15 protein-coding genes and 1 tRNA gene are annotated in these 20,215 nt (G+C 68.3%); 10 read left to right on the top strand and 6 right to left on the bottom strand.

From position 1 onward, the window contains the following. Window position 1: 1 nt before the first annotated feature. From TFU_RS12100 to TFU_RS12085, 4 genes are all read right to left on the bottom strand, one after another. On the bottom strand, window positions 2-976 hold the full coding sequence (locus TFU_RS12100) for a coiled-coil domain-containing protein (protein ID WP_011292857.1): 975 nt from the start codon (window positions 974-976) through the stop codon (window positions 2-4). 148 nt (window positions 977-1,124) lie between these two features. Beyond that, window positions 1,125-1,682, bottom strand: coding sequence for a peptide deformylase (gene def / locus TFU_RS12095; protein ID WP_011292856.1), 558 nt, complete (start codon window positions 1,680-1,682; stop codon window positions 1,125-1,127). An 81-nt stretch (window positions 1,683-1,763) separates the two neighbouring features. Next, window positions 1,764-2,573 carry a nucleotidyltransferase domain-containing protein gene (locus tag TFU_RS12090; RefSeq protein ID WP_011292855.1) on the bottom strand — a complete coding sequence of 270 codons (810 nt, stop codon included), beginning with the start codon at window positions 2,571-2,573 and terminating at the stop codon, window positions 1,764-1,766. 416 nt (window positions 2,574-2,989) lie between these two features. Beyond that, a complete protein-coding gene (locus TFU_RS12085) occupies window positions 2,990-4,282 on the bottom strand; it encodes an aminoglycoside phosphotransferase family protein (protein WP_234351631.1) in 1,293 nt (430 codons plus the stop codon). A gap of 557 nt (window positions 4,283-4,839) precedes the next feature. Between TFU_RS12085 and TFU_RS12080 the strand changes: the two genes are divergently transcribed. Then, window positions 4,840-5,529, top strand: a complete 690-nt coding sequence (locus tag TFU_RS12080) for a sirohydrochlorin chelatase (protein ID WP_011292853.1) — start codon at window positions 4,840-4,842, stop codon at window positions 5,527-5,529. A gap of 713 nt (window positions 5,530-6,242) precedes the next feature. Beyond that, window positions 6,243-7,163 carry an aminoglycoside phosphotransferase family protein gene (locus TFU_RS12075; RefSeq protein WP_011292852.1) on the top strand — a complete coding sequence of 307 codons (921 nt, stop codon included), beginning with the start codon at window positions 6,243-6,245 and terminating at the stop codon, window positions 7,161-7,163. 312 nt (window positions 7,164-7,475) lie between these two features. Here TFU_RS12075 and TFU_RS12070 read toward each other — a convergent pair whose 3' ends face one another. Continuing rightward, on the bottom strand, window positions 7,476-8,249 hold the full coding sequence (locus TFU_RS12070) for a PP2C family serine/threonine-protein phosphatase (RefSeq protein WP_011292851.1): 774 nt from the start codon (window positions 8,247-8,249) through the stop codon (window positions 7,476-7,478). Between the two features lie 445 nt (window positions 8,250-8,694). On the opposite strand from TFU_RS12070, the gene TFU_RS12065 reads away from it, so the two are divergent. Continuing rightward, a complete protein-coding gene (locus tag TFU_RS12065) occupies window positions 8,695-10,188 on the top strand; it encodes a carboxylesterase/lipase family protein (RefSeq protein WP_011292850.1) in 1,494 nt (497 codons plus the stop codon). 383 nt (window positions 10,189-10,571) lie between these two features. Here TFU_RS12065 and TFU_RS12060 read toward each other — a convergent pair. Further along, window positions 10,572-10,643, bottom strand: a tRNA-Arg gene (locus TFU_RS12060). A 399-nt stretch (window positions 10,644-11,042) separates the two neighbouring features. Between TFU_RS12060 and TFU_RS12055 the strand changes: the two genes are divergently transcribed. From TFU_RS12055 to rpmE, 7 genes are all read left to right on the top strand, one after another. Further along, entirely contained in the window at window positions 11,043-12,212 is a 1,170-nt protein-coding gene (locus TFU_RS12055) for a DALR anticodon-binding domain-containing protein (protein ID WP_255266193.1), read from the top strand. A gap of 86 nt (window positions 12,213-12,298) precedes the next feature. Beyond that, the gene (gene lysA / locus TFU_RS12050; RefSeq protein ID WP_011292848.1) at window positions 12,299-13,684 is read left to right on the top strand and encodes a diaminopimelate decarboxylase; all 1,386 of its coding nucleotides are present in this window, start codon (window positions 12,299-12,301) and stop codon (window positions 13,682-13,684) included. Window positions 13,685-13,764: 80 nt separating this feature from the next. Next, complete coding sequence (locus tag TFU_RS12045; RefSeq protein ID WP_011292847.1) at window positions 13,765-15,060, top strand: homoserine dehydrogenase; 1,296 nt, start codon at window positions 13,765-13,767, stop codon at window positions 15,058-15,060. 208 nt (window positions 15,061-15,268) lie between these two features. Next, a complete protein-coding gene (gene thrC / locus TFU_RS12040) occupies window positions 15,269-16,333 on the top strand; it encodes a threonine synthase (RefSeq protein ID WP_011292846.1) in 1,065 nt (354 codons plus the stop codon). A 29-nt stretch (window positions 16,334-16,362) separates the two neighbouring features. After that, on the top strand, window positions 16,363-17,313 hold the full coding sequence (gene thrB / locus TFU_RS12035) for a homoserine kinase (RefSeq protein ID WP_011292845.1): 951 nt from the start codon (window positions 16,363-16,365) through the stop codon (window positions 17,311-17,313). A gap of 438 nt (window positions 17,314-17,751) precedes the next feature. Beyond that, on the top strand, window positions 17,752-19,686 hold the full coding sequence (gene rho / locus TFU_RS12030; protein ID WP_011292844.1) for a transcription termination factor Rho: 1,935 nt from the start codon (window positions 17,752-17,754) through the stop codon (window positions 19,684-19,686). A gap of 243 nt (window positions 19,687-19,929) precedes the next feature. Beyond that, window positions 19,930-20,139, top strand: coding sequence for a 50S ribosomal protein L31 (rpmE, locus tag TFU_RS12025; RefSeq protein WP_011292843.1), 210 nt, complete (start codon window positions 19,930-19,932; stop codon window positions 20,137-20,139). The last annotated feature ends 76 nt before the right edge of the window (window positions 20,140-20,215 follow it).

Below are 20,215 nucleotides of genomic sequence, written 5' to 3'. Positions count from 1 at the left end.
GTCACCACGACGAGATGTGCACGTGGTCGTAGTGGTTCTGGGTGATGCTTCCCCGGTCCGCCATCGGCTTCCACCCGGCGCCCGGGTTCCGGGAGTCCCAGATCTTCTGCTCCCAGATCACATACATGACCCCGAGCCGGTCGGCGTTGGCCTTGGCGTATTCGGCGATCTGCCAGCCCAGCTCCCGGTTGGCCGCAGAAGGCATCGCACCCCCCGCGCTCATCATGAAGTCGCAGGCACGCCCCGAACCGTGCTCTCCGGGGTCGCCGGGGCGCAGGCACCCCACCGGGTAGGGGGCGCCGAACTTCCGGATGATCTCGTCTCGGATCGCCGCCATCCGCGGGGTAGCACCGTCGAAGCCCCAGCCGCGGGCGCTCTCGGGAATGCTGCCGGTTCCGGTGGTGACCGGCACCTGTTCCGACTCGTACTCCTCGATCTTGGCGAGCACTTCGTCGCGTTGCGCTTCAAGCTCCTCAACGAGCTCTTCGGCTTCTGCCAGTTTCGCTTCGGCCTCCTCCTTGGCCTGCTCCGCCTCCTCCTTCAGCTCGGACAGGTGGGACACCCGCTCCCCGTTGATATGGGAGACCTGGGTGATCAGAGCCACGTCGGAGAGCACCTCGTCGGGGGAGCGGCTCACCATGACCTCGATGACGGGGTCGAACCCGCTGCTCTTGTACTGGCTGGCCGCGATCAGCGCCACATCGTCGCGCGCGGCCTCCAGCTTCTCTTCGATCTCTTCGAGCTCCTCGGTGGCCCGCTCCACCTCTTCCTTGGCGCTGGTGTACTGGACGAGCTCAGCGTCGTACTCCTCCTCCAGCGCCGCGATGCGCTCGTTCAGCTCCTCCAGGGACGGCTCGTCGGGGTCAGCGTGGGCCGTGGAGGAGGACAAGGCTAGGAAGAGCGCCGCAGCGGAGGAGAGGAGGACAGCGCTGCGGCGGCGGATGGACACAGTGGAAGGATCGACGGATTTGCTCACTTGACTAGCTCCATGGGAGGGACCTGTGGCCGTACCACAGAAGTGAGGCGGGGGTCACCCGGGCCACGTGGTGCTGGAGCAGACCTTATGAGATCTTCTCGTGATCTGACTAGTCGATACCGCTCGTTAATCGGAAGAGAGGTACAGATCAGAACTTTCCGCCAAAAGCAGACGGAAGGGAGGGGGTGGACGGCGGCGTCTCCCGAGCGCCCAGGAACCACGGGGAACGGCGGATCTCCCGCATAGCGGCACGGCGCGTCTCGGGAGGCAGCCGGTCCAGGTAGAGCTTCCCCGCCAAGTGATCAGTCTCATGCTGCAGGCAGCGCGCCATCACCCCGGTGCCTGCCACGACCACCGGCTCGTTGCGGAGGTCCACTCCTTTGACGACGGCCCGACGGGCCCGCGGGGTCGGATACCACAGTCCGGGCACGGACAGGCAGCCTTCATTGCCGTCCTCCTGGATCTCCTCGGACAGCTCCACGATCTCCGGGTTGATGACATAGCCGATCTGGCCGTCCACGCGGTAGCTGAACGCCCGCAGCCCCACCCCGATCTGGGGGGCGGCGACCCCGGCCCGGCCAGGGGCGTCCACCGTGTCCATCAGGTCGCGGATCAGAGCCTCAGTGTGCCGGTTGAACGTGGTGATCGGGGCGGCGGGTGTCGACAGCACCGGGTCCCCGAAGAGGACGATGGGGCGCTTGGTCATGCCCCCAGAGTAGAGCCTTGCCCGCAGGGCTTTTGACCTTCCAGGGAGGCGCAGAGAAGAGGGAACCGCTCTGACGCGGGCTCAGGCCGGCTGCAGCGAGAGCGCGTCGTCCACCACCATTTCGATGTAGTCGAGCGCTGCCCGGCGCCGCTCCAACGCGCTCCGGTAGAGCGACGGCAGCGTGGAGTTGCGGCGGATCCGCAGGCACTCGTTGACGATGCGCTCCCAGCGCTCCGGGAAGGCGTGCAGGGCGTAGAAACCCGCCCCCGACTTGGAGGTGACTTCCCCGGTGCGCAGGGTGAAGTGGAGGCGGCTGACGCTGAGCACACTCCACGAGGGCACTAGGGAACCCAGCACTGCCAGGCCGCGCGGGGTGATGAGGCGGCCTGCTTTGGCACGCCACCGTCGCCACTGCTCTTCGAGGTTGCCGAACGACCACGTCCGCAGCATGGTCGGTTCGTCCCAGATGTCCACGTGGTCCGGGTGCGGGCCGCGGACGGCAATCCCACGCTCGGCCAGTACCCGCCAGGTGACCGGGTTGACCTCGGCGCTGGCGCGCAACCGCAGCCGTCCGGCGAGGACGGAAGCCACCGGGCCGCACTGCTGCGGGTTGGTAGCGAGGTCCTCCCAGGTGACATAGATGCCGTTGAAGTGGGGACGGGGAAAACTGCTGCGGATCCGGGCATGCGTCCGCCGGAGCGCGTCGTGCTGGGCGGCAGTGAGCCGCTCTGTAGTGACCACGACAAAGTTGATGTCGCTGGTGTGTGGACGGAAGTCTCCCAACGCCACGGATCCGGTCAGGTAGAGGCCTTCCACGAGACCTGGGAGCTCATTGTCGACGTCCCGCAGGAACGCCTCAGCCACGGTTCGTACCAGCGGGTGGACAGCCATCAGTCACTACTCCAGTCCAGTTGTTCCGGTCGGGCCGTGACACCGGACGGAGTGCGCACACTCCGGCGGGGGGTATCCGCGGCGCCCGCCCGTCCGGGACGCAGACGGTATCGAAAGCCTGCATTTCCCGGTTTAAGGGTCGATATTCGTGCTTCAAGGGCGGGAGTGTCCACCGCGGCTTGCGACCGCCCCGGTGGAGGTTCGTCCTGCCATGCCGACACGCCGGGAGGCCGCTGCCGGGGCGGCCCTGGGACGGCCTCGAGCGCACAGTGCGCGGGGCAGCCGCGCCCTCCGGTGTATCGGACAGGTCCATAGTCGCATGGGAGGCCGTGGTCCGGCATCCGAGACCGGCTGATACGGCATGCCCCGCAGAGCACTTCGGCAAACGGCGGTGGCGGTGCGGCGCCCCGCGCGGGTCACTGCTCCGCCAGCGCGGCTTCGGCAGCGGCGAGAAGCGCGGCCGCGCGGATGCCCCAGTCGGGGGCACCGCGGCGGAACGGAACGGTCGCCTGGTGCAGGAGCGCGGCAGCCGTCACGGCACCCAGGTCGCGGTGGACGTGCGCGGCCAGCGGCGGGGGAAGCGCGTCCAGGTAGCCCGCTAGGAGCGGTTCGGGCGGGATGACCGGGCGGCCAGGGCGCGGCTGGGCTGCAGCACAGGATGCGGCATACCAGGCCAGGTCGACGGCGGGATGGCCGCGGTGCGCCTCCGTCAAGTCCACGAACGCCGGACCGTGCTCGCCCACGATGATGCGCGTCGGTGCCAGACGGCCGTGGACGAACACCGAAGGCGTCTCGGTACGGGCGAGGGTGGCGCTGACGTCCTGCGCCACGGCCGCGGCGCGGGACGCCAGGCGGGGGAGGAGCGCGGAGAGGTCTGCAGCGGCGCAGGACAGTGCGGTGTCCAGATCGCGGCGGGGGAGTTCCCGCGGTGGCGGCGCCGCATGCAGGCGGGCAAGCAGCCGACCAGCCTGGGCCAGGGCCTCTTCCTGAGCCGATGCTGCAAGGCGGTTCACGGGTGTTCCGGGGAGCCACTCGGTGACCACCAGCCCGTACCGGCTCACTTTGACCAGCCCGGGCACGGGGATTCCGGCAAGCGCCGGGCCGAGGTAGCAGGCCGCGTTCACCCCAGCGGAGCGGGCATGGAGCACGAGTCGTGGAGCGCCTGAAGCGTCGCTGGTCTGCCCGGTCCAGTGGTGTCCGGCCAGGTAGGAGCGAGTGCGCGGCGACAGTTCAGCAAGCCCGGTCGAGCGGTGCGGTTCGTCGACGAGCCACCGCAGGGCGGGCAGGGCACGGTCGTCCGCGGGCGGTCCCAGCACGATGCCGAGGTCGGGGCTGGAACAGAGTCCATGCAGCCTTGGGGCGGCGAGGGCGCGCAGACCAGCACTCCGCGCAGCGGGGGGATGCCACCGGCGGGCATAGTCGAGCTCCGCGGCGAGCTCGGCCGCGGCGTCCGGGGGGAAAGCCCGGGCAAAGGCGTACTGCGGGCCGTCTGCAGAGTGCAGGACCAGGGTGGCGGTAAAGCTGGTGCCGCGGCGGTAGCGGCCGCGCACCACGGTGATGCGGGACGGTCGTTCCTGGCTTTCGGGGAGCAGTGTGTCGAGGAGTGCTGCGGCCGCGTCCCCGGTGAGGAGCGAGCGGAGCCCGGGGAGCCGGGGATCGGTACGGATGAGTTCCTCGTCAGCGCTGGGGAATGTGCTTCCTTGCGGCACCGCCACCTCCATGGCGATCCAGACAGGCGGCGAACCGGTCCGCAATTCGCCTGTTAGAACACGTTCTTTTCAATTTTCTCATTCTGCTCTGCTGGCGGGGAGAAGCCGCTTGGGAAATTATGTTAAGGCGGGTTCGGAACTGGGTATTTCTTGAACACCGCGCCCTCCGAATGGACCGGACGCCCCCCAATGAATCTCCTGGAAGGCTGACTCTTGACCGGAATCCGCTACCCCGAGAACTCCGCGGGTCCGCACCGCCCATGCGCTGCAGAGCGACATCCTAAGTGATAGGCGCAACATTGTTGTGATATGGAGAAGAAAATTCCCTTCGATTATCCTCTGTAGTGCGTGGCTACCGGTAGTGGTCCACGGAGGGGTAATCCTCCAGTGTTCCTCCCGGAGTCAACCAGCTTGGTCTTTGTTCTGACTTCGGTCGGGTGGGCGACTATTGGGCGCTGTTAGCTCACGTGTAACACAGATTCATTCGTGTGAAACCCGTGCTTATTAGGCTCCGGGGTTAACAGGCAGGGTTCTCGGGTCTTTTGGAGGCAGTGGTTATGGTCCCGACTATGGTTCTCGTGGCGGACGGAACACGTGACGCCCGGCGCCGAGACGCCCTGCATGGCCTGGCCGAAGCGGTGTCCGACCGCCGAGAGGTCCCGGTATGCACGGCGTTCGGCACCCGAGCTGAACTCCGCGACATCGTGCAGTCCACGGCGGGACCGCTCGTAGTCGTCCCGGCGTTCCTCGCGGGCAGCGATACCGCGAGCACTGAACTGCTGGCCGGGCTCGACCTGGGTGGCCGCTTCGACGCCTGCATGACGGCCCCGCTGGGAGCGGTGCCCTCGATCGTCGGGCAGCTCATCGCTCGGCTCCACGCCGCCGACTGGCGTCCCGGGGACGGCATCGTCCTCGCTGTGGACGGCGGATTGGAGCTGTCCAACGACACGGAGCACCGCCAGGTCCTCGACGTGGCGCGAATGCTGAGCCGTCGGCTGCAGACCCCGGTTCAGATCGGCTACCTGCGGGAATGGGCTCCTTCCGTGACCGACGCGGTGGCTCGCCTGCGCCGCAACGGGCACGAGAGGGTGGCTGTGGCCGCCTGGCAGCTCGTGGACGGGGCAGAGCTGGCCGAACTCCAGGACAGCGGTGCCACCACTGTCACCGCCCCGCTCGGCCCTTCACCCGTCGTGGTCGAAACACTGCTGGCCCAGCACCGGGCCGCCACCGCACGGCTGGCAGCGTGACGAGCAGAACGGAAAGCCTGGAGGGGAACTCCACGAACCGGAAGTCTCCATCCAGCACGGTCCTGGCCGACCGCACCGGCGTCGGCCAGGACCGTCCGAGCAGGAAGAGTCAGGGGGCTGATCCGCATATCTGCATCTCCCGGCCCCGCACGGGCCGCGGCTGGCGAAACACGTCGTAAGACGGGTGCTCCTTCCCGCTGTGAATACGCCGAAAGAATCCGGGCCGCGGCTGGGCGGCGCCGCAAAGAAAGGAAAATCCCGCGGCAGCGCGGAGGAGTGAGACGGTATCCAAGCTCCGCAACCGGCGGCGGGACACGGCGATCCGCGAGCCCTCTGGGGCGCTATGGAACGGAGAGCCGAGGCGGAATACCCCGATTCGGTGAGAGAGCGCCGCGGATTCGGCTGCCAAGCGCCGCTAATACCCGGGATGAAGCCAGCCGACAAATCCTTGACAGTTCAGTATCGACGCGGTGGCTCTCTGTTTGGGAAGCCGTCGCCTCGACGTTCTCCTTGCGTAGAGAAAACAACCGGTTACCCGATCCGGCCCCGAGTCCACTGACCGGGGACTGCTTTTCCCCGCGGAACCGATCAGAAACACACGCCCCTCCCGGCATGCGGACGCAGTGCGCCGCAGAATACAGAGGAAAGAGGAGTGACAGGGGCGTAAGGGGGAAGCACGGATAGAGGAAACCGATCTTCTGAGGGTGGTTCCCATGAATAATGTCGTTACGCAGCCCATCGATGACAAACAACAAGAGCGCTTGGTGCGACGTTTCGGGGCCGGGGCGCTGCACTGGCTGGACGGGCTTCCCCGCCTTGTCACCGAGCTCATGGACGAGTGGGGCTGCACGGTGGAAGGACGCGGACCGCACGGACAGACATCGGTCGTCTTCCGGTGCCGCCGCGCCGACGGGACCCCAGCGATCCTCAAGATCAGCCCTGATCCAGCGCTGATCGGTGCCGAGGGGCGCGTCCTTGCCTTGTGGGCGTCCACCGACCGGGTGCCGAAGGTCTATGCGGTGGACACGGAACGCGGCGGAATCCTCTTGGAAGCGATCGAACCGGGGTTCACTATTGCCGAGCTCGGCACGGTCCCCCCGATGGAACAGATCAGCTCCCTCATCACCGAGCTGCACTCCATTCCGCTCAGCGACGCCCAACGACAGGAACTGCACCCGCTGATCAGCCGAGTCAACTTCCTGTTCGACCTGTGGGAGCGCGCTCGGGTCGAGGGCCCGGCCGCCGACCTCGTCCCCGCCCCGTTCATGCACCACGGCCACGCGCTGGCCCGCACCCTGGCGTGGGAGGAGGAGAACGCGGTGCCGCTCCACGGGGAGCTCCACCCGGGCAACATTCTCGACGGGGGAGTGAGACGCGGACTGGTCGCCATCGACCCCCGCGGCTGCCTGGGGGACCCCGCTTATGACGCGATCGATTGGGCGGTGTGGCAGACCGAGTCCCTCGCCGAGATCGAGGAACGCTGCATGGTCCTCGCCGCTGGTATCGGCGTTCCCCACCAGCGGTTGTTCCGGTGGTGTGTCGCCTTCGCCCCCATCTTCGCTACCGCACTGGCGAACCGTGGACGCGCGGACACCGTGGCGTTCAAAGTGGCAATGGAGCTCTGCGCAGCCTGAGCCCGCAGCGACTTTCCCCGTCCGGTTCGTACCGCTCAGCACCGCCCGAACTAGGCCATCAGTCGGGACGAGGAGAAGAGCGAGACCTTGGAAAGTGCTTCGGCTGACGGTCCCTAGCGCCGTGGCCATCCCCAGCCTCATGGTGCGACCAGCCGTATTCCCGTGCTGCGGACCGCCGGAGTCCGACTGCAGTCCTCCCTCCCCATCCGTGATCGACGTCCCGTGCCGCACGGGGCCGAAACGATCTGGACGACCGGTGTGTCAGTCCTGCAGCAGGACTGACACACCGGTGCCCCGCCCCGGGTAGGGCAGTCAATGGGAGGCTCGGGCCAGCCTGCGGGCCTGGTCGGGGGCGAAGACCGCGTGCAGCACGGTGGCGTCGTCGTGGAGTTTGCCGAGTTTCACACCGTGGCGGCGTTCCTCGCGACGCACCCAGTCGACCAGGGAGTGCGGGCCGTAGGCCCGGAGGTGGTTCCAGACGTCTGCCCAGCTATACCCGTAGTAGTCCACTAGGCGAGAGCAGCCGTCGGACATCAGCGCGAACTCGTTGCCGCGCACGGTCCCGGTCAGCGCCTCATAGGCGGCTTCGGGGACCGTGCTGGCGACCCAGAACCCTCCGGGGGCGTTGCGGGATTCCCGGACGAGCTGCCTGCTGTAGGGGCGGCCTCCCGGCAGGCGGTCTACCCGGTCGTCGCTGACTGCCTGGACTGTTCCGTCGCCCTGGGCGAATACCACCGCGGTGTCCGCCAGCACCAGGTAGTCGAAGCCGTCGTCGCAGCGCCGAGCCAGGGCCACGGTCGCCGACGGGCTGTCTGGGTTGTTCAGGTCGCACTGGCCGCCGTGGGCATAGCAGACCCGTTCGATTGCGACGGCGAGCGCGTCGGTCAGCGGCATCGGGGTGTTGAGGGTGACGCTGAGCGCTTCCGCTAGCCGGTCGACGAGCCAGCACACATCGTGGATGCAGCCGCTGTCCACTCCGGCGGGGGCGGTGGCTCCGTCCAAGACGAACGCCCAGTCAGCTCCGCTGCCGAGCCGGTCTTCGTTGTTCGCTCCAACACCGCGGCGGCTGGCCTGCCTGATTCGCATGAGCCCCTCTTTCACAGTCCGTGGCGGGGGCGCCGCGGGTCGGCGCCCCACTTACGCCGTTTGGGTGGTTTTGGTTGGGAATGAGCTTTCCGAGGGCCGGATCAGTGGGACGGGACGGCCCGCGGGCGGAAGGTCGCGACGGTGACGCAGCGGTAGCGGCGTGGGGGATGGACAAGCAGCGGTGAGGCGCGCGGCGGTGCCGACGCGCCGGTAATGCGGTGCGCAAACGGACGATTCCGCGGACGGTCGGAATCGGTTTGCGGTAATTCGGCCAGGTGGCTGTGTTTGTGCGGCTGGGCGGTGAGGGCGACGCAAGTAGCCTGACACGCTGCCTAAAAACGGAAAATGGGTGGCGAATGAGAAATCTTCACGTGTGCCCCTTGACATCACTCATCCCGCATTACTAGGAAGAAACCGACTAGTCGGTAAAGAAAGGGGTAAATGCGTGGAGATCGTGATCAGAACCGGCTCGGGCGACGTGCGAGGAAGCAAAGAGAACGGGATCGCGGTCTTCCGCGGAATTCCCTACGCTGAGCCGCCTGTCGGCGCCCACCGCTTTACCGCACCCCGCCCGCCCCGCCCCTGGGACGGGGTACGGGACGCCACCGAATTCAGCGCCACCGCGCCCCGCCCGCCCTACCCCGAAGCCATCGGCGCGCTGCTCATCGAACGGTTCATCCCGGGGGACGACTACCTCACGCTCAACGTGTGGACCCCGGACCCCAACGCCGTCGGCCTGCCGGTCATGGTGTGGATCCACGGCGGGGCGTTCACCAACGGCTCCGGCTCAGAACCCGTCTACGACGGCGCCGCTTTCGCCCGCGACGGCGTCGTCTTTGTGAGCTTCAACTACCGGCTCGGCATCATCGGCTTCGCCGACCTGCCTGACGCTCCTTCCAACCGGGGCCTGCTTGACCAGATCGCTGCCCTGGAATGGGTGCGCGACAACATCGCCCGCTTCGGCGGCGACCCCGGCAATGTCACCGTGTTCGGGGAATCCGCGGGCGCCATGAGCGTGTGCACCCTCATGGCCACCCCGCGAGCCCGCGGCCTGTTCCGCCGTGCCATCCTCCAGTCAGGCGCAGGCAACATGGCAGTGGCAGCCGAAGATGCCACCACCATCGCCGCAGTGATCGCCCACCGGCTGGGGGTCGAACCCACCGCGGCAGCCCTCGCCCACGTCCCCGTCGCCCAGCTCCTCGACGTCCAACAACAGGTCGCCCAAGAAATCCAGGGAGCCCCCGACCCTGCAGTGTGGGGGGAACGGATCGCCGGCGGCAGTGTCCTGTTGCCCTTTGCCCCCGTCATCGACGGAGAACTCCTCTCCCAGCGCCCCGCGGAGGCCATCGCCGGCGGCGCCGGACACGACGTCGACCTGCTGTTCGGCACCACCACCGACGAATACCGGCTGTTCCTCGCCCCCACCGGGCTGCTGCCCTTCATCACCGGCGACTACGTGACCACCCACCTCGCCAAGTCCGGGCTGGACGCGGACGCCGCCAAGGCCTACACCGCGGAAGGACGCGGCGAAGAACCCGGCGACATCCTCGCCTCGATCATCACCGACCAGGTGTTCCGCATCCCCGCCCTCCGCATCGCCGAATCCCGCGTCGACGCGCCCGCCCGCACCTTCGGCTACGAATTCGCCTGGCGCACTCCGCAGCTCGACGGAATCCTGGGTGCCTGCCACGCGGTCGAGCTCCCCTTCGTGTTCCGCACCCTGGACCGGGCCGCCTCCCTCGTCGGCACCAACCCCCCGGAAGAGCTCGCCGAGACCGTCCACAACGCCTGGGTGCGTTTCGCTACCTCCGGCGACCCGGGCTGGCCCGCATGGAACCCCGAAACCCGGTCGGTCATGCGCTTCGACCACCCCGTCTCGGAGATGGTCACGGACCCGTACCCCGCCACCCGCGCCCTGTGGGACGGGGTGCCGCTGTAGCCCGGGCCGCGGTGAGCCCCGGCAAAGAAAAATCCGCCCGCCGCACCCGTGCGGATGCGGCGGGCGGATCACCTGTCTGAGACAAAGGGGAGGAGAGAAGGCGAAGAACAGGCCGTGCCCGCCGCCTGCGCAGGCAGACAGCCTCGCCTCGCTGCCCGAAGACACCGGGAGCACCCTGGTGACATGTGTGCTGGCCCACTCGGCAGGGGAACGGCCCGCGGGGCACCGCACGCACCTTATGGCTGTCCCACGAAGAAGAGTCCGCGCAGAGAGCGGAAAAAGACGCGGCGGTACGCTCGCAAGTAAGCCCGAAACAGCACCGAAAAGCCTGTCAACAACACAACCCCGGGACTGAAAGCCGCCGGGGTTTGCTGTCTTCTGGGTGCCCCCTGCAGGATTCGAACCTGCGCACACGGCTCCGGAGGCCGTTGCTCTATCCCCTGAGCTAAGGGGGCGCTCTGCTTCCTCAACTGTAGCAGGGCCGCTGAGTAGGTTGCACGATCATTGTTGCCGCCCGCAGCCACCCCCGAGCGCTGCGGTCACGCCCACAACCCCCACACCGGGCACCGCTCGGCGCGCCCCGCGAGCCGCACCGCAAAGCGAGAAGCGGGACAGAGCCACAGGTCACACCAGAGCAAAGACACCGGACCACCGCGGTTCCGAGGACACTGCAACACCCAATCCAGCTGCCCGTCCTCCCGGGGCACTAGGCTGCCGAACCAGGCGCAGACCTCCCGGTCCGCCACCGTGTAGTGGCACTCATCACACCACGCATGCCAGAAGCGGACCGTGGCAGAGACACCTTCGCCGTCCTGCCCGGCACCCCACACATCCGGCCCTGCACCGGAGCCCACATGGCCATGACAGCACTGTCGTTCGCTGCGGCGACCCCCCGCTATCTCAGCGACCTCATCCGCCACGCCTGTACAGAAGCCACGGGAATCCCCGCGGCCCACCTTCCCGACGCCCCCCTCCGACGGTCGACCGACCAGCCCGGACAGTACCTCTCCCCCCTGCCGTCGCGGCTCGCCGGACGCCTCGGCCGGGCTGCCCGCGACCTGGCAGCCGACATCACCGCGGTGCTCCGCAACCAGCCGCACCTCACCGACGTCCAGGTCACCGGACCCGGATTCGTTGCCGTCACCCCCGTGCCGAGCATGCGGGCCGCGCTCGCTCAACTCGTCGCCGACGCGCCCGCGGCCTTTCTGCTCGACCTGGCCGTCCCGGGCGTGGCACACCAACCCGGGCCGCCCCCCGACGGCTGGGCCCTCTCCGACCTGGCCCACGCCCGCGACTCCGGACAGCTACGGGACTGGGCCCGTGCTGATGCGCGCCGCCGGATCGCTGCGGCCGCCGACCCCGCGACCGCGCCCGCTGCCGCGGCCGCCCTCACCCGGCAACCCCCAGCGGACTGGCGCGACGTGCCCCAGGACAACACCGCAACCGAGGCCGCCCAACTGCTCACGGTGATCGGAGAGGCTGCCGCCCGCGTCGCCGCCTGCCGGAGCGCCGCCGACCAGGTGCGGCCGCAGGAAACCACCGGCCCCGACCTGCCCGCGCGCCCCAGCCCGCACGCGCCGGGCGCCTGGGCCCGCGCCACCGCCGCCAACCCGGCTTTCGCTCTGCGCTACGCCCACGCCCACGCGCACACCGCGGTCCACCACTGGGCGGCCCAGCTCGGGCTGCGGCGGCTCGGCACCCGCCGCCGCCACACCGCCGACGAAGTAGCGGCCCTCACCACTCCCGCAGCCGAGGCCCTCCTCGGTACGCTTTTCGACGGCCCGGCTGCGCTCCGCGCTGCAGCCCGGCGTCACCAACCTCATATCCTGGTGCGTTACCTTGAGTCCCTTGCCGCTGCCTACCATGAGTGGTGGGAGTCCCACAGTGTCCTGCCCGGACACGAGGGCACGGCCGACACCCACACCACAACCGTGGCAGCCCGGCTCGACCTCTGTGCAGCCGCCGCCGGTGTCCTACGCGCGGGACTCCTCCTCATCGGTGTGTCCGCGCCCACAAGGCTGTAGACGCTCGTCAACCGCGCCGCGATCAGTACGGGCCGGCGCGCGACCACATCTCCGCCCCTAGCACAACCCAGCCGAGAGTCTTATCCATGAGCCGTTACGCCCATCCCGCCGGACCGCGCCACGCGGACGTGCTGCCTGAGGAACACCCACCCAGCCCTCCGGCGGACCTCCTCGAGCTCCACCCCCGCGTCTGGCCGAGCACAGCCACCCGAGTCGACGGCGAGATCACCATCGGCGGTGTCGGCGTCACCGAACTCGCCCGGAAATTCGGCACCCCGCTCTACGTCATCGACGAAGCAGACTTCCGGGCCCGCGCCCGCGACTACCGTCTCGCCTTCGAGGACGCCGACGTCTACTACGCGGGCAAGGCCCTGCTCACCAAGGCGGTGGCCCGCTGGGTGGCCGAGGAAGGGCTCAAACTCGACGTGTGCACCGGCGGCGAGCTCGCTGTCGCCCTGGCCGCGGGGTTCCCGCCCGAGCGGATCGGCATGCACGGCAACAACAAGTCCGCGGCCGAACTGGCCCGGGCCGTCGAAGTCGGCGTCGGACGGATCATCATCGACTCCTTCGACGAGATCGACCGGCTGGAGCGGATCGCCGCGGAGCGAGGCCGTGTCCCCGAAGTGCTGATCCGTGTCACCACCGGCGTGGAGGCACACACCCACGAGTTCGTCGCCACCGCCCACGACGACCAGAAGTTCGGGCTGTCCCTCAGCAACGGGGCGGCTGCCGAGGCGGTGCGCCGCCTGCTCACCTCCCCGCACCTGCGCCTCGTCGGGCTCCACTCCCACATCGGATCGCAGATCTTCGACACCGCAGGCTTCGAAGTCGCCGCGCGCCGTCTCAGCACCTTCCTCACCCAGATCTACGCTGAACACGGGATCTCCCTCCCCGAACTCGACCTCGGGGGCGGGCTGGGGATCGCTTACCTCCCCGACGACGACCCGCTGGACCCCAAGAGCATCGCGGACAGCCTGCGGTCGATCGTCGAACACGAATGCGCCGCCCAGAACCTGCCGGTGCCGCGGATCGCGGTCGAACCCGGCCGCGCCATCGCCGGACCGGCGGGCATCACCCTCTACGAGGTCGGCACGGTCAAGGACGTGGAGGGGATCCGCACCTATGTCAGTGTCGACGGCGGTATGAGCGACAACATCCGCACCGCGCTGTACGGTGCGGAGTACACCTGTGTGCTGGCCTCGCGGCACAGCGACGCCGAGCCGATGCTGTCCCGCCTGGTCGGCAAGCACTGCGAGAGCGGCGACATCGTCGTGCGCGACCTCTACCTCCCTGCCGACCTGCGTCCCGGCGACCTGGTAGCAGTGGCCGCCACCGGCGCCTACTGCTACTCCATGGCCAGCAACTACAACCACGTGCCCCGGCCTGCCGTGGTCGCGGTCCGCGAGAAGAACGCCCGCGTCCTGGTGCGACGGGAAACCGAAGAAGACCTGTTGCGGCTGGACGTAGGCTGAGCAGTGGCCGACGACGCTCTGGCCACCACGACGAGGTTCTGGATACGGACAATGAACGACGAAACGGGAGTCACCCCCTCATGGCACTGAAGGTGGCGCTGCTGGGTTGCGGCGTTGTGGGTTCTCAGGTGGTCCGGCTGCTCAACGAGCAGTCGCGTGAACTTGCGGAGCGCATCGGAACGCCCCTGGAGATCGGAGGCATCGCGGTGCGCCGCCTGGACCGCGCCCGGGGGACGGGCGTGGACCCCGACCTCCTCACCACCGACGCCATGGGTCTTGTGACCAGAGACGACATCGACCTCGTGGTGGAGGTCATCGGCGGCATCGAGCCCGCCCGGTCGCTCATCCTGGCCGCGATCCAGAAGGGCAAGTCTGTGGTGACCGCCAACAAGGCGCTGCTCGCCGAGGACGGCGCGACCATCCACGCCGCTGCCCGGGAAGCGGGAGTTGACGTGTACTACGAGGCCAGCGTCGCCGGGGCCATCCCGCTGCTGCGGCCGCTGCGTGACTCCCTGGCCGGGGACCGCGTCAACCGGGTCTTGGGCATCGTCAACGGCACCACCAACTACATCCTGGACCGGATGGACAGCCTGGGCGCCGGCTTCACCGAGTCACTGGAGGAAGCCCAGGCCCTGGGATACGCCGAAGCCGACCCGACCGCCGACGTGGAGGGCTTCGACGCCGCCGCTAAAGCCGCGATCCTGGCCCGGCTCGCCTTCCACACACCGGTGACCGCTGCCGATGTGCACCGCGAAGGCATCACCGAGGTCTCCGCGGCCGACATCGCCAGCGCCAAGGCCATGGGCTGCGTGGTGAAACTCCTCGCGATCTGCCAGCGCTCCGACGACGGCTCCAGCATCGGCGTGCGCGTCCACCCGGTGATGCTGCCCCGCGAACACCCGCTCGCCAGCGTCAAAGGCGCCTACAACGCGGTGTTCGTGGAAGCCGAGTCCGCCGGGCAGCTCATGTTCTACGGCGCGGGCGCGGGAGGCGTCCCCACCGCCAGCGCAGTCCTCGGCGACCTGGTCGCGGTGGCACGGAACCGCCTGGCCCGCACTTTCGTGGCCGACGGCCGGGCCGACGCGAAACTGCCCGTCCACCCCATGGGGGAGACCATCACCAGCTACCACGTGGCGCTGGACGTTGCCGACCGGCCCGGCGTGCTCGCCGGGGTCGCCAAAGTCTTCGCGGCCAACGGCGTGTCGATCAAGCACGTCCGCCAGGAAGGCCGCGGGGACGACGCCCAGCTCGTCCTGGTCAGCCACACCGCGCCGGATGCCGCCCTGGCCCGGACCGTGGAGCAACTGCGCAACCACGAGGACGTCCGCGCGGTCGCCAGCGTGATGCGGGTCGAAACCTTCGACAACGAACGATGAGCAGCGCCCGGACCCGTCCCTCGCCTCCCGCGGCGGCCGCCGCAGCAGCCCCAAGGGGCAGATGCCGCGGAAGTGCCGCGTTCCGAAGGGCTCTAGAATCAGGGGCAGACTACGAGCTCACGCGTGGTCGCCCCACTGGAGCATCCCATCCGGGCGCGGCGACGGCGTCCGGTCGTCCAACCAGTCCACCATTCGAAAGGGCCCTGTCATGAGCATGGCACGGGCGTGGCGAGGAATCGTCGAGGAATATCGCGATCGCCTTCCCGTCACGGCGAACACCCCGGTCGTCACCCTGCTTGAGGGGGGTACACCGCTGGTTCCCGCCACGCGGGTTTCGGAACTGACCGGATGCGAGGTCTACCTCAAGGTTGAAGGGCTCAATCCCACGGGCTCCTTCAAAGACCGCGGGATGACCATGGCCATCTCCAAAGCCGCTGAGGAAGGAGCCAAAGCGGTCATCTGCGCGTCCACGGGGAACACCAGCGCCAGCGCCGCCGCCTACGCGGTACGCGCCGGGATGACCTGCGCGGTCCTCGTGCCCCGGGGCAAGATCGCCATGGGCAAACTGGCGCAAGCCCTCGTCCACGGCGCCCGCCTGCTCCAAGTCGACGGCAACTTCGACGACTGTCTGGAACTGGCCCGCCAGCTCTCCACCGACTACCCGGTGGCGCTGGTCAACTCGGTCAACCCGTTCCGCCTCCAGGGCCAGAAGACCGCCTCGTTCGAGATCGTGGACGCCCTCGGCGACGCTCCCGACGTCCACTGCCTGCCGGTGGGCAACGCGGGCAACATCACCGCCTACTGGATGGGCTACCAGGAGTACCACTCAGACGGACTGGCCACCCGCCTGCCGCGCATGTTCGGCTTCCAAGCCAGCGGGGCCTCACCGATCGTCGATGGCGCACCGGTGACCCAGCCGCGTACTATTGCTACTGCCATCCGGATCGGCAACCCTGCTTCCTGGCGGTTTGCGGAAAAGGCCCGCGACGAGTCCGGCGGTCGCATCGATGCGGTCACCGACCGGCAGATTCTCGCCGCCTACCGGCTGCTTGCCGGCCAGGAAGGGGTTTTCGTGGAACTGGCCTCCGCGGCCAGTGTGGCGGGCCTACTGCAGGCAGTGGAAGCCGGGCAGATCGAGCGGGGCAGCCGCGTCGTCTGCACGGTCACCGGCAACGGCCTCAAAGACCCCGACTGGGCTCTGGCCGGCGCCTCCTCTGCCACCACGATTCCTGTCGATGCCCAGGCCGCTGCGGCGGCGCTCGGCCTGGCCTAGCCCAGACCCTCCTCATTCGGAGCCACTGAATGCCTCAGCCGCAGCGCACCGCGGTTACTGTGCGTACCCCTGCTACGAGCGCGAACCTCGGACCGGGATTCGACTCTCTTGGACTCGCATTGGACCTGTCCGACGAGGTCGAAGTCCGCGTCCGCGAGGACCGCAATGTTACGGTGGCTGTCGAGGGGGAAGGAGCGGACAGCGTTCCTCTCGACGAGTCGCATCTGGTGGTACGCGCCATGCGCGCCGCATTCGATGCCGTCGGTCAGACCATGCCCGGTGTCGACCTGCGCTGCCGCAACGCCATCCCGCACGGCCGAGGACTGGGGTCGTCCGCCTCGGCGATCGTGGCGGGCGTGGCCGCGACCGCGGCCCTGGTCGGCGGCGGCCGGCTCGACCGGGACTGGGTGTTCCAGACCGCGGCCGATATCGAAGGCCACCCGGACAACGTGGCCCCGTGTGTCTATGGCGGGTTCACCATCTCCTGGCACGGTGCCAAGACCTGGCGTGCCTGGACGGCAGCTCCCGCACCCGGGGTGCTGCCGATCGTCTGCGTGCCCCGTCGGAGCCTGTCCACCCAGCGGGCCCGGGGGCTGCTGCCTGAGACGGTGCCGCACTCCGACGCCGCGTTCTCCGCGGGACGCGCGGCCCTGCTCGTCGCGGCCGTCCGCGAATGCCCCGAGCTGCTGTTCGAGGCGACCGAGGACCGGCTGCACCAGTCGTATCGGGCCGAAGCCATGCCGGAAAGCGCTGCGCTGGTCGAATCCCTGCGCGGCGACGGCCTGGCGGCGGTGATCTCCGGAGCCGGACCTACCGTCTTAGTGCTCTACCACGGTGCCGCGGGCGATCCCCACGGCGAATCTCCACAAAAGAACAGCGCCATAGTTGATTCAATCCGGCGGCGAGCGGGTACTGAATGGCACATACGCCCCTTAGCGATTGATCTGGTAGGGGTACGTGTCACTTCTCCCCGTTCATAGACTTGTGCCGAGGAATAGCTGTGGGCTCCGGTGATGTTAGGGTAGGTGAAGCACCAGGTGCCCCGCCACGGGGCCTGTGCTTATCCGCCGCAGTGTTTTCCGCGTCAACCGCGCAAGCGGTTCCCGTTCCGCAAGCGCTTCACACGGTTGCCACTGTGTCGAATCCGCGGCGTGTCCGTGGCTCTGCCCACTCCATTGAAGTCCCTAGTTTCCTGGCACAGAAACAACAGGATGGCCCGAGGGCAGTTTCATGCAGCCCATCGTCCCAGTGCCTGGATGTGTCCAGCGCCTGCCGCGATCGGGTAAAACTCGTTGTCCAGTAGCGGTTCCGGCAGCCACACTGGGCACGCCTGACCCGGCCCTAGCCGGTTCGCACCACCGGGCTGGCCGATCACTTCGTCATGACGGCACCAGCCCGCTCCTTGGGAAGGACCCTTAGTGAGCGACACCACCGAACTCCACCAGGACGCGGCGGTCGGTACGCAGGACACGACCTCGTCCAAAGTGGACGTCGGCGACGCCGCGCCCCCCGCTGGCAAGAGCGCGTCAACGCGGTCCCGTAGCCGCTCCGGAGGTACCGGGCTGGCCGCGCTGAAGCTCACGGAGCTGCAGCGTCTGGCGTCCGACCTCGGAATCACGGGCACCGGCCGGATGCGCAAGAGCGAGATCATCGCTGCGATCGAAGCCAAGCAGGGTGGGCCGGTCAGCGCGCCCGAGACCACAACGGCGAAGACCGCCGAAACCGCGAGCACCACAGCCGCGAAAAAGAAGGAGTCCGCCGCCACGACTGAGGATCCCGCCACCGAACCGGCGGCAGAAAAGGCGGACAAGACCACCGAGAAAACTGCAACAGAGTCGGCTGAAAAGCCGGAACGGACCCGTCGCCGTTCCCGCCGCCGCAGCGGTGAAGAAACCGCGGAGACCCCGGCGGCCGAGAGCAGCGACACCACTGAGAGCGCCAAGGAGGACGCCACGGCGTCGGCTCCCGCAGAAACTGAGAAGACCACAACCGCACAGCCCGCCCAGAACGGCCAGAACGGCACCAGGGAGCGGCGCCGTCGCAGCCGTAACCGCGACGGAGGCAGCGACCAGCAGGCCTCCCAGCAGCAGAACGGCACCAAGAGCGACAGCGACGACGAGGAGTACAGCGGAGGGTCCCGCCGCCGGGGACGCCGCCGTGACCGCCGTGACCGCCGCAACCGGGAGCGTGCTGACCAAGAGCCGGTGATCAGCGAGGACGACGTCCTCCTGCCGGTCGCGGGCATCCTGGACATCCTCGACAACTACGCGTTCGTGCGGACCACCGGCTACCTGCCCGGTCCCAACGACGTCTACGTTTCGCTGGCCCAGGTCCGCAAGTACGGCCTGCGCAAGGGTGACGCCATCACCGGAGCGGTGCGCCAGCCGCGCGAAGGCGAGCGTCGGGAGAAGTTCAACGCGCTGGTCCGGCTGGACAGCGTGAACGGCATGCCGCCCGAGCGGGCGCGCAACCGGCCCGAGTTCTCCAAGCTGGTCCCGCTGTACCCGCAGGAGCGGCTGCGCCTCGAAACCGAGCCGCACATCCTCACCACGCGGATCATCGACCTCATCTCGCCCATCGGCAAGGGGCAGCGCGGCCTCATCGTCTCCCCGCCCAAGGCGGGTAAGACGACGGTGCTGCAGGCGATCGCCAACGCGATCACCCAGAACAACCCCGAGTGCCACCTCATGGTCGTCCTCGTCGACGAGCGGCCTGAGGAGGTCACCGACATGCAGCGCACGGTCAAGGGCGAGGTCATCCACTCGACCTTCGACCGTCCCGCCGAAGACCACACGACCGTTGCCGAGCTCGCTATCGAACGGGCGAAGCGTCTGGTCGAAATGGGACTGGACGTCGTGGTGCTGCTCGACTCCATCACCCGGCTGGGACGCGCCTACAACCTCTCCGCACCGGCGAGCGGGCGCATCCTGTCCGGTGGTGTCGACTCCACCGCGCTCTACCCGCCGAAGCGGTTCTTCGGCGCCGCCCGCAACATCGAGAACGGCGGCTCCTTGACGATCCTGGCTACCGCGCTGGTCGAGACCGGTTCGCGGATGGACGAGGTGATCTTCGAGGAGTTCAAGGGCACCGGCAACATGGAGCTCAAGCTCAGCCGGAGCCTCGCCGACAAGCGGCTCTTCCCCGCGGTGGACATCGAAGCGTCCAGCACGCGCAAGGAGGAGATCCTGCTGTCGCCCGAGGAGCTCAACATCATCTGGAAGCTCCGCCGGGTGCTGCACGCCCTGGACACGCAGCAGGCGTTGGAACTGGTCCTGAGTAAACTCAAGAAGACCAAGAGCAACGCTGAATTCCTGTTGCAGGTCCAGAAGACCACGATCGGGCCGAACGACTAGCGTTCCGCCGGTGCAGGCCTGCACCGGCGGAACGGGTGAGTCCGAGCATCGTTCGGCGGTGACGTGTGCTCATCGTCCTGCCCGTCGACTATGCACGGGAATACGATCCGGACGACCACGGTTCCACGGTCTGGCAGACTGGTACGACGACCGCCGCGGTACCGGTTCGCGCACGCATGCCTCAGCAGTGAAACGGTGACGGCTGCGTGCGTCCGGCGACCGCCACTAGCGAGGAGAACCACCATGAAACCCGGTATTCACCCCGATTACCACGTCACGCAGGTGACCTGCACGTGCGGCAACAGCTTTGTCACCCGGAGCACAGCGCCCAATGGAGTGATCCGGGCTGAGATCTGCTCCTCCTGCCACCCCTTCTACACGGGGAAGCAGAAGATCCTGGACACCGGCGGTCGGGTCGCCCGCTTCGAGAAGCGTTTCGGGAAGCGCAAGTAGCGTCCGTGGCGGTGCGTCCCGTGTCCCGGGGCGCACCACCGCAGCGACTGCCAGTCCGATCCGACCCTTGTGGGGG

The sequence above is a fragment of the Thermobifida fusca YX genome, assembly GCF_000012405.1.
Lineage (GTDB): Bacteria > Actinomycetota > Actinomycetes > Streptosporangiales > Streptosporangiaceae > Thermobifida > Thermobifida fusca.
Note: the sequence above shows the minus strand (reverse complement) of the source record. Positions and strands in the feature narration are given on the sequence as shown.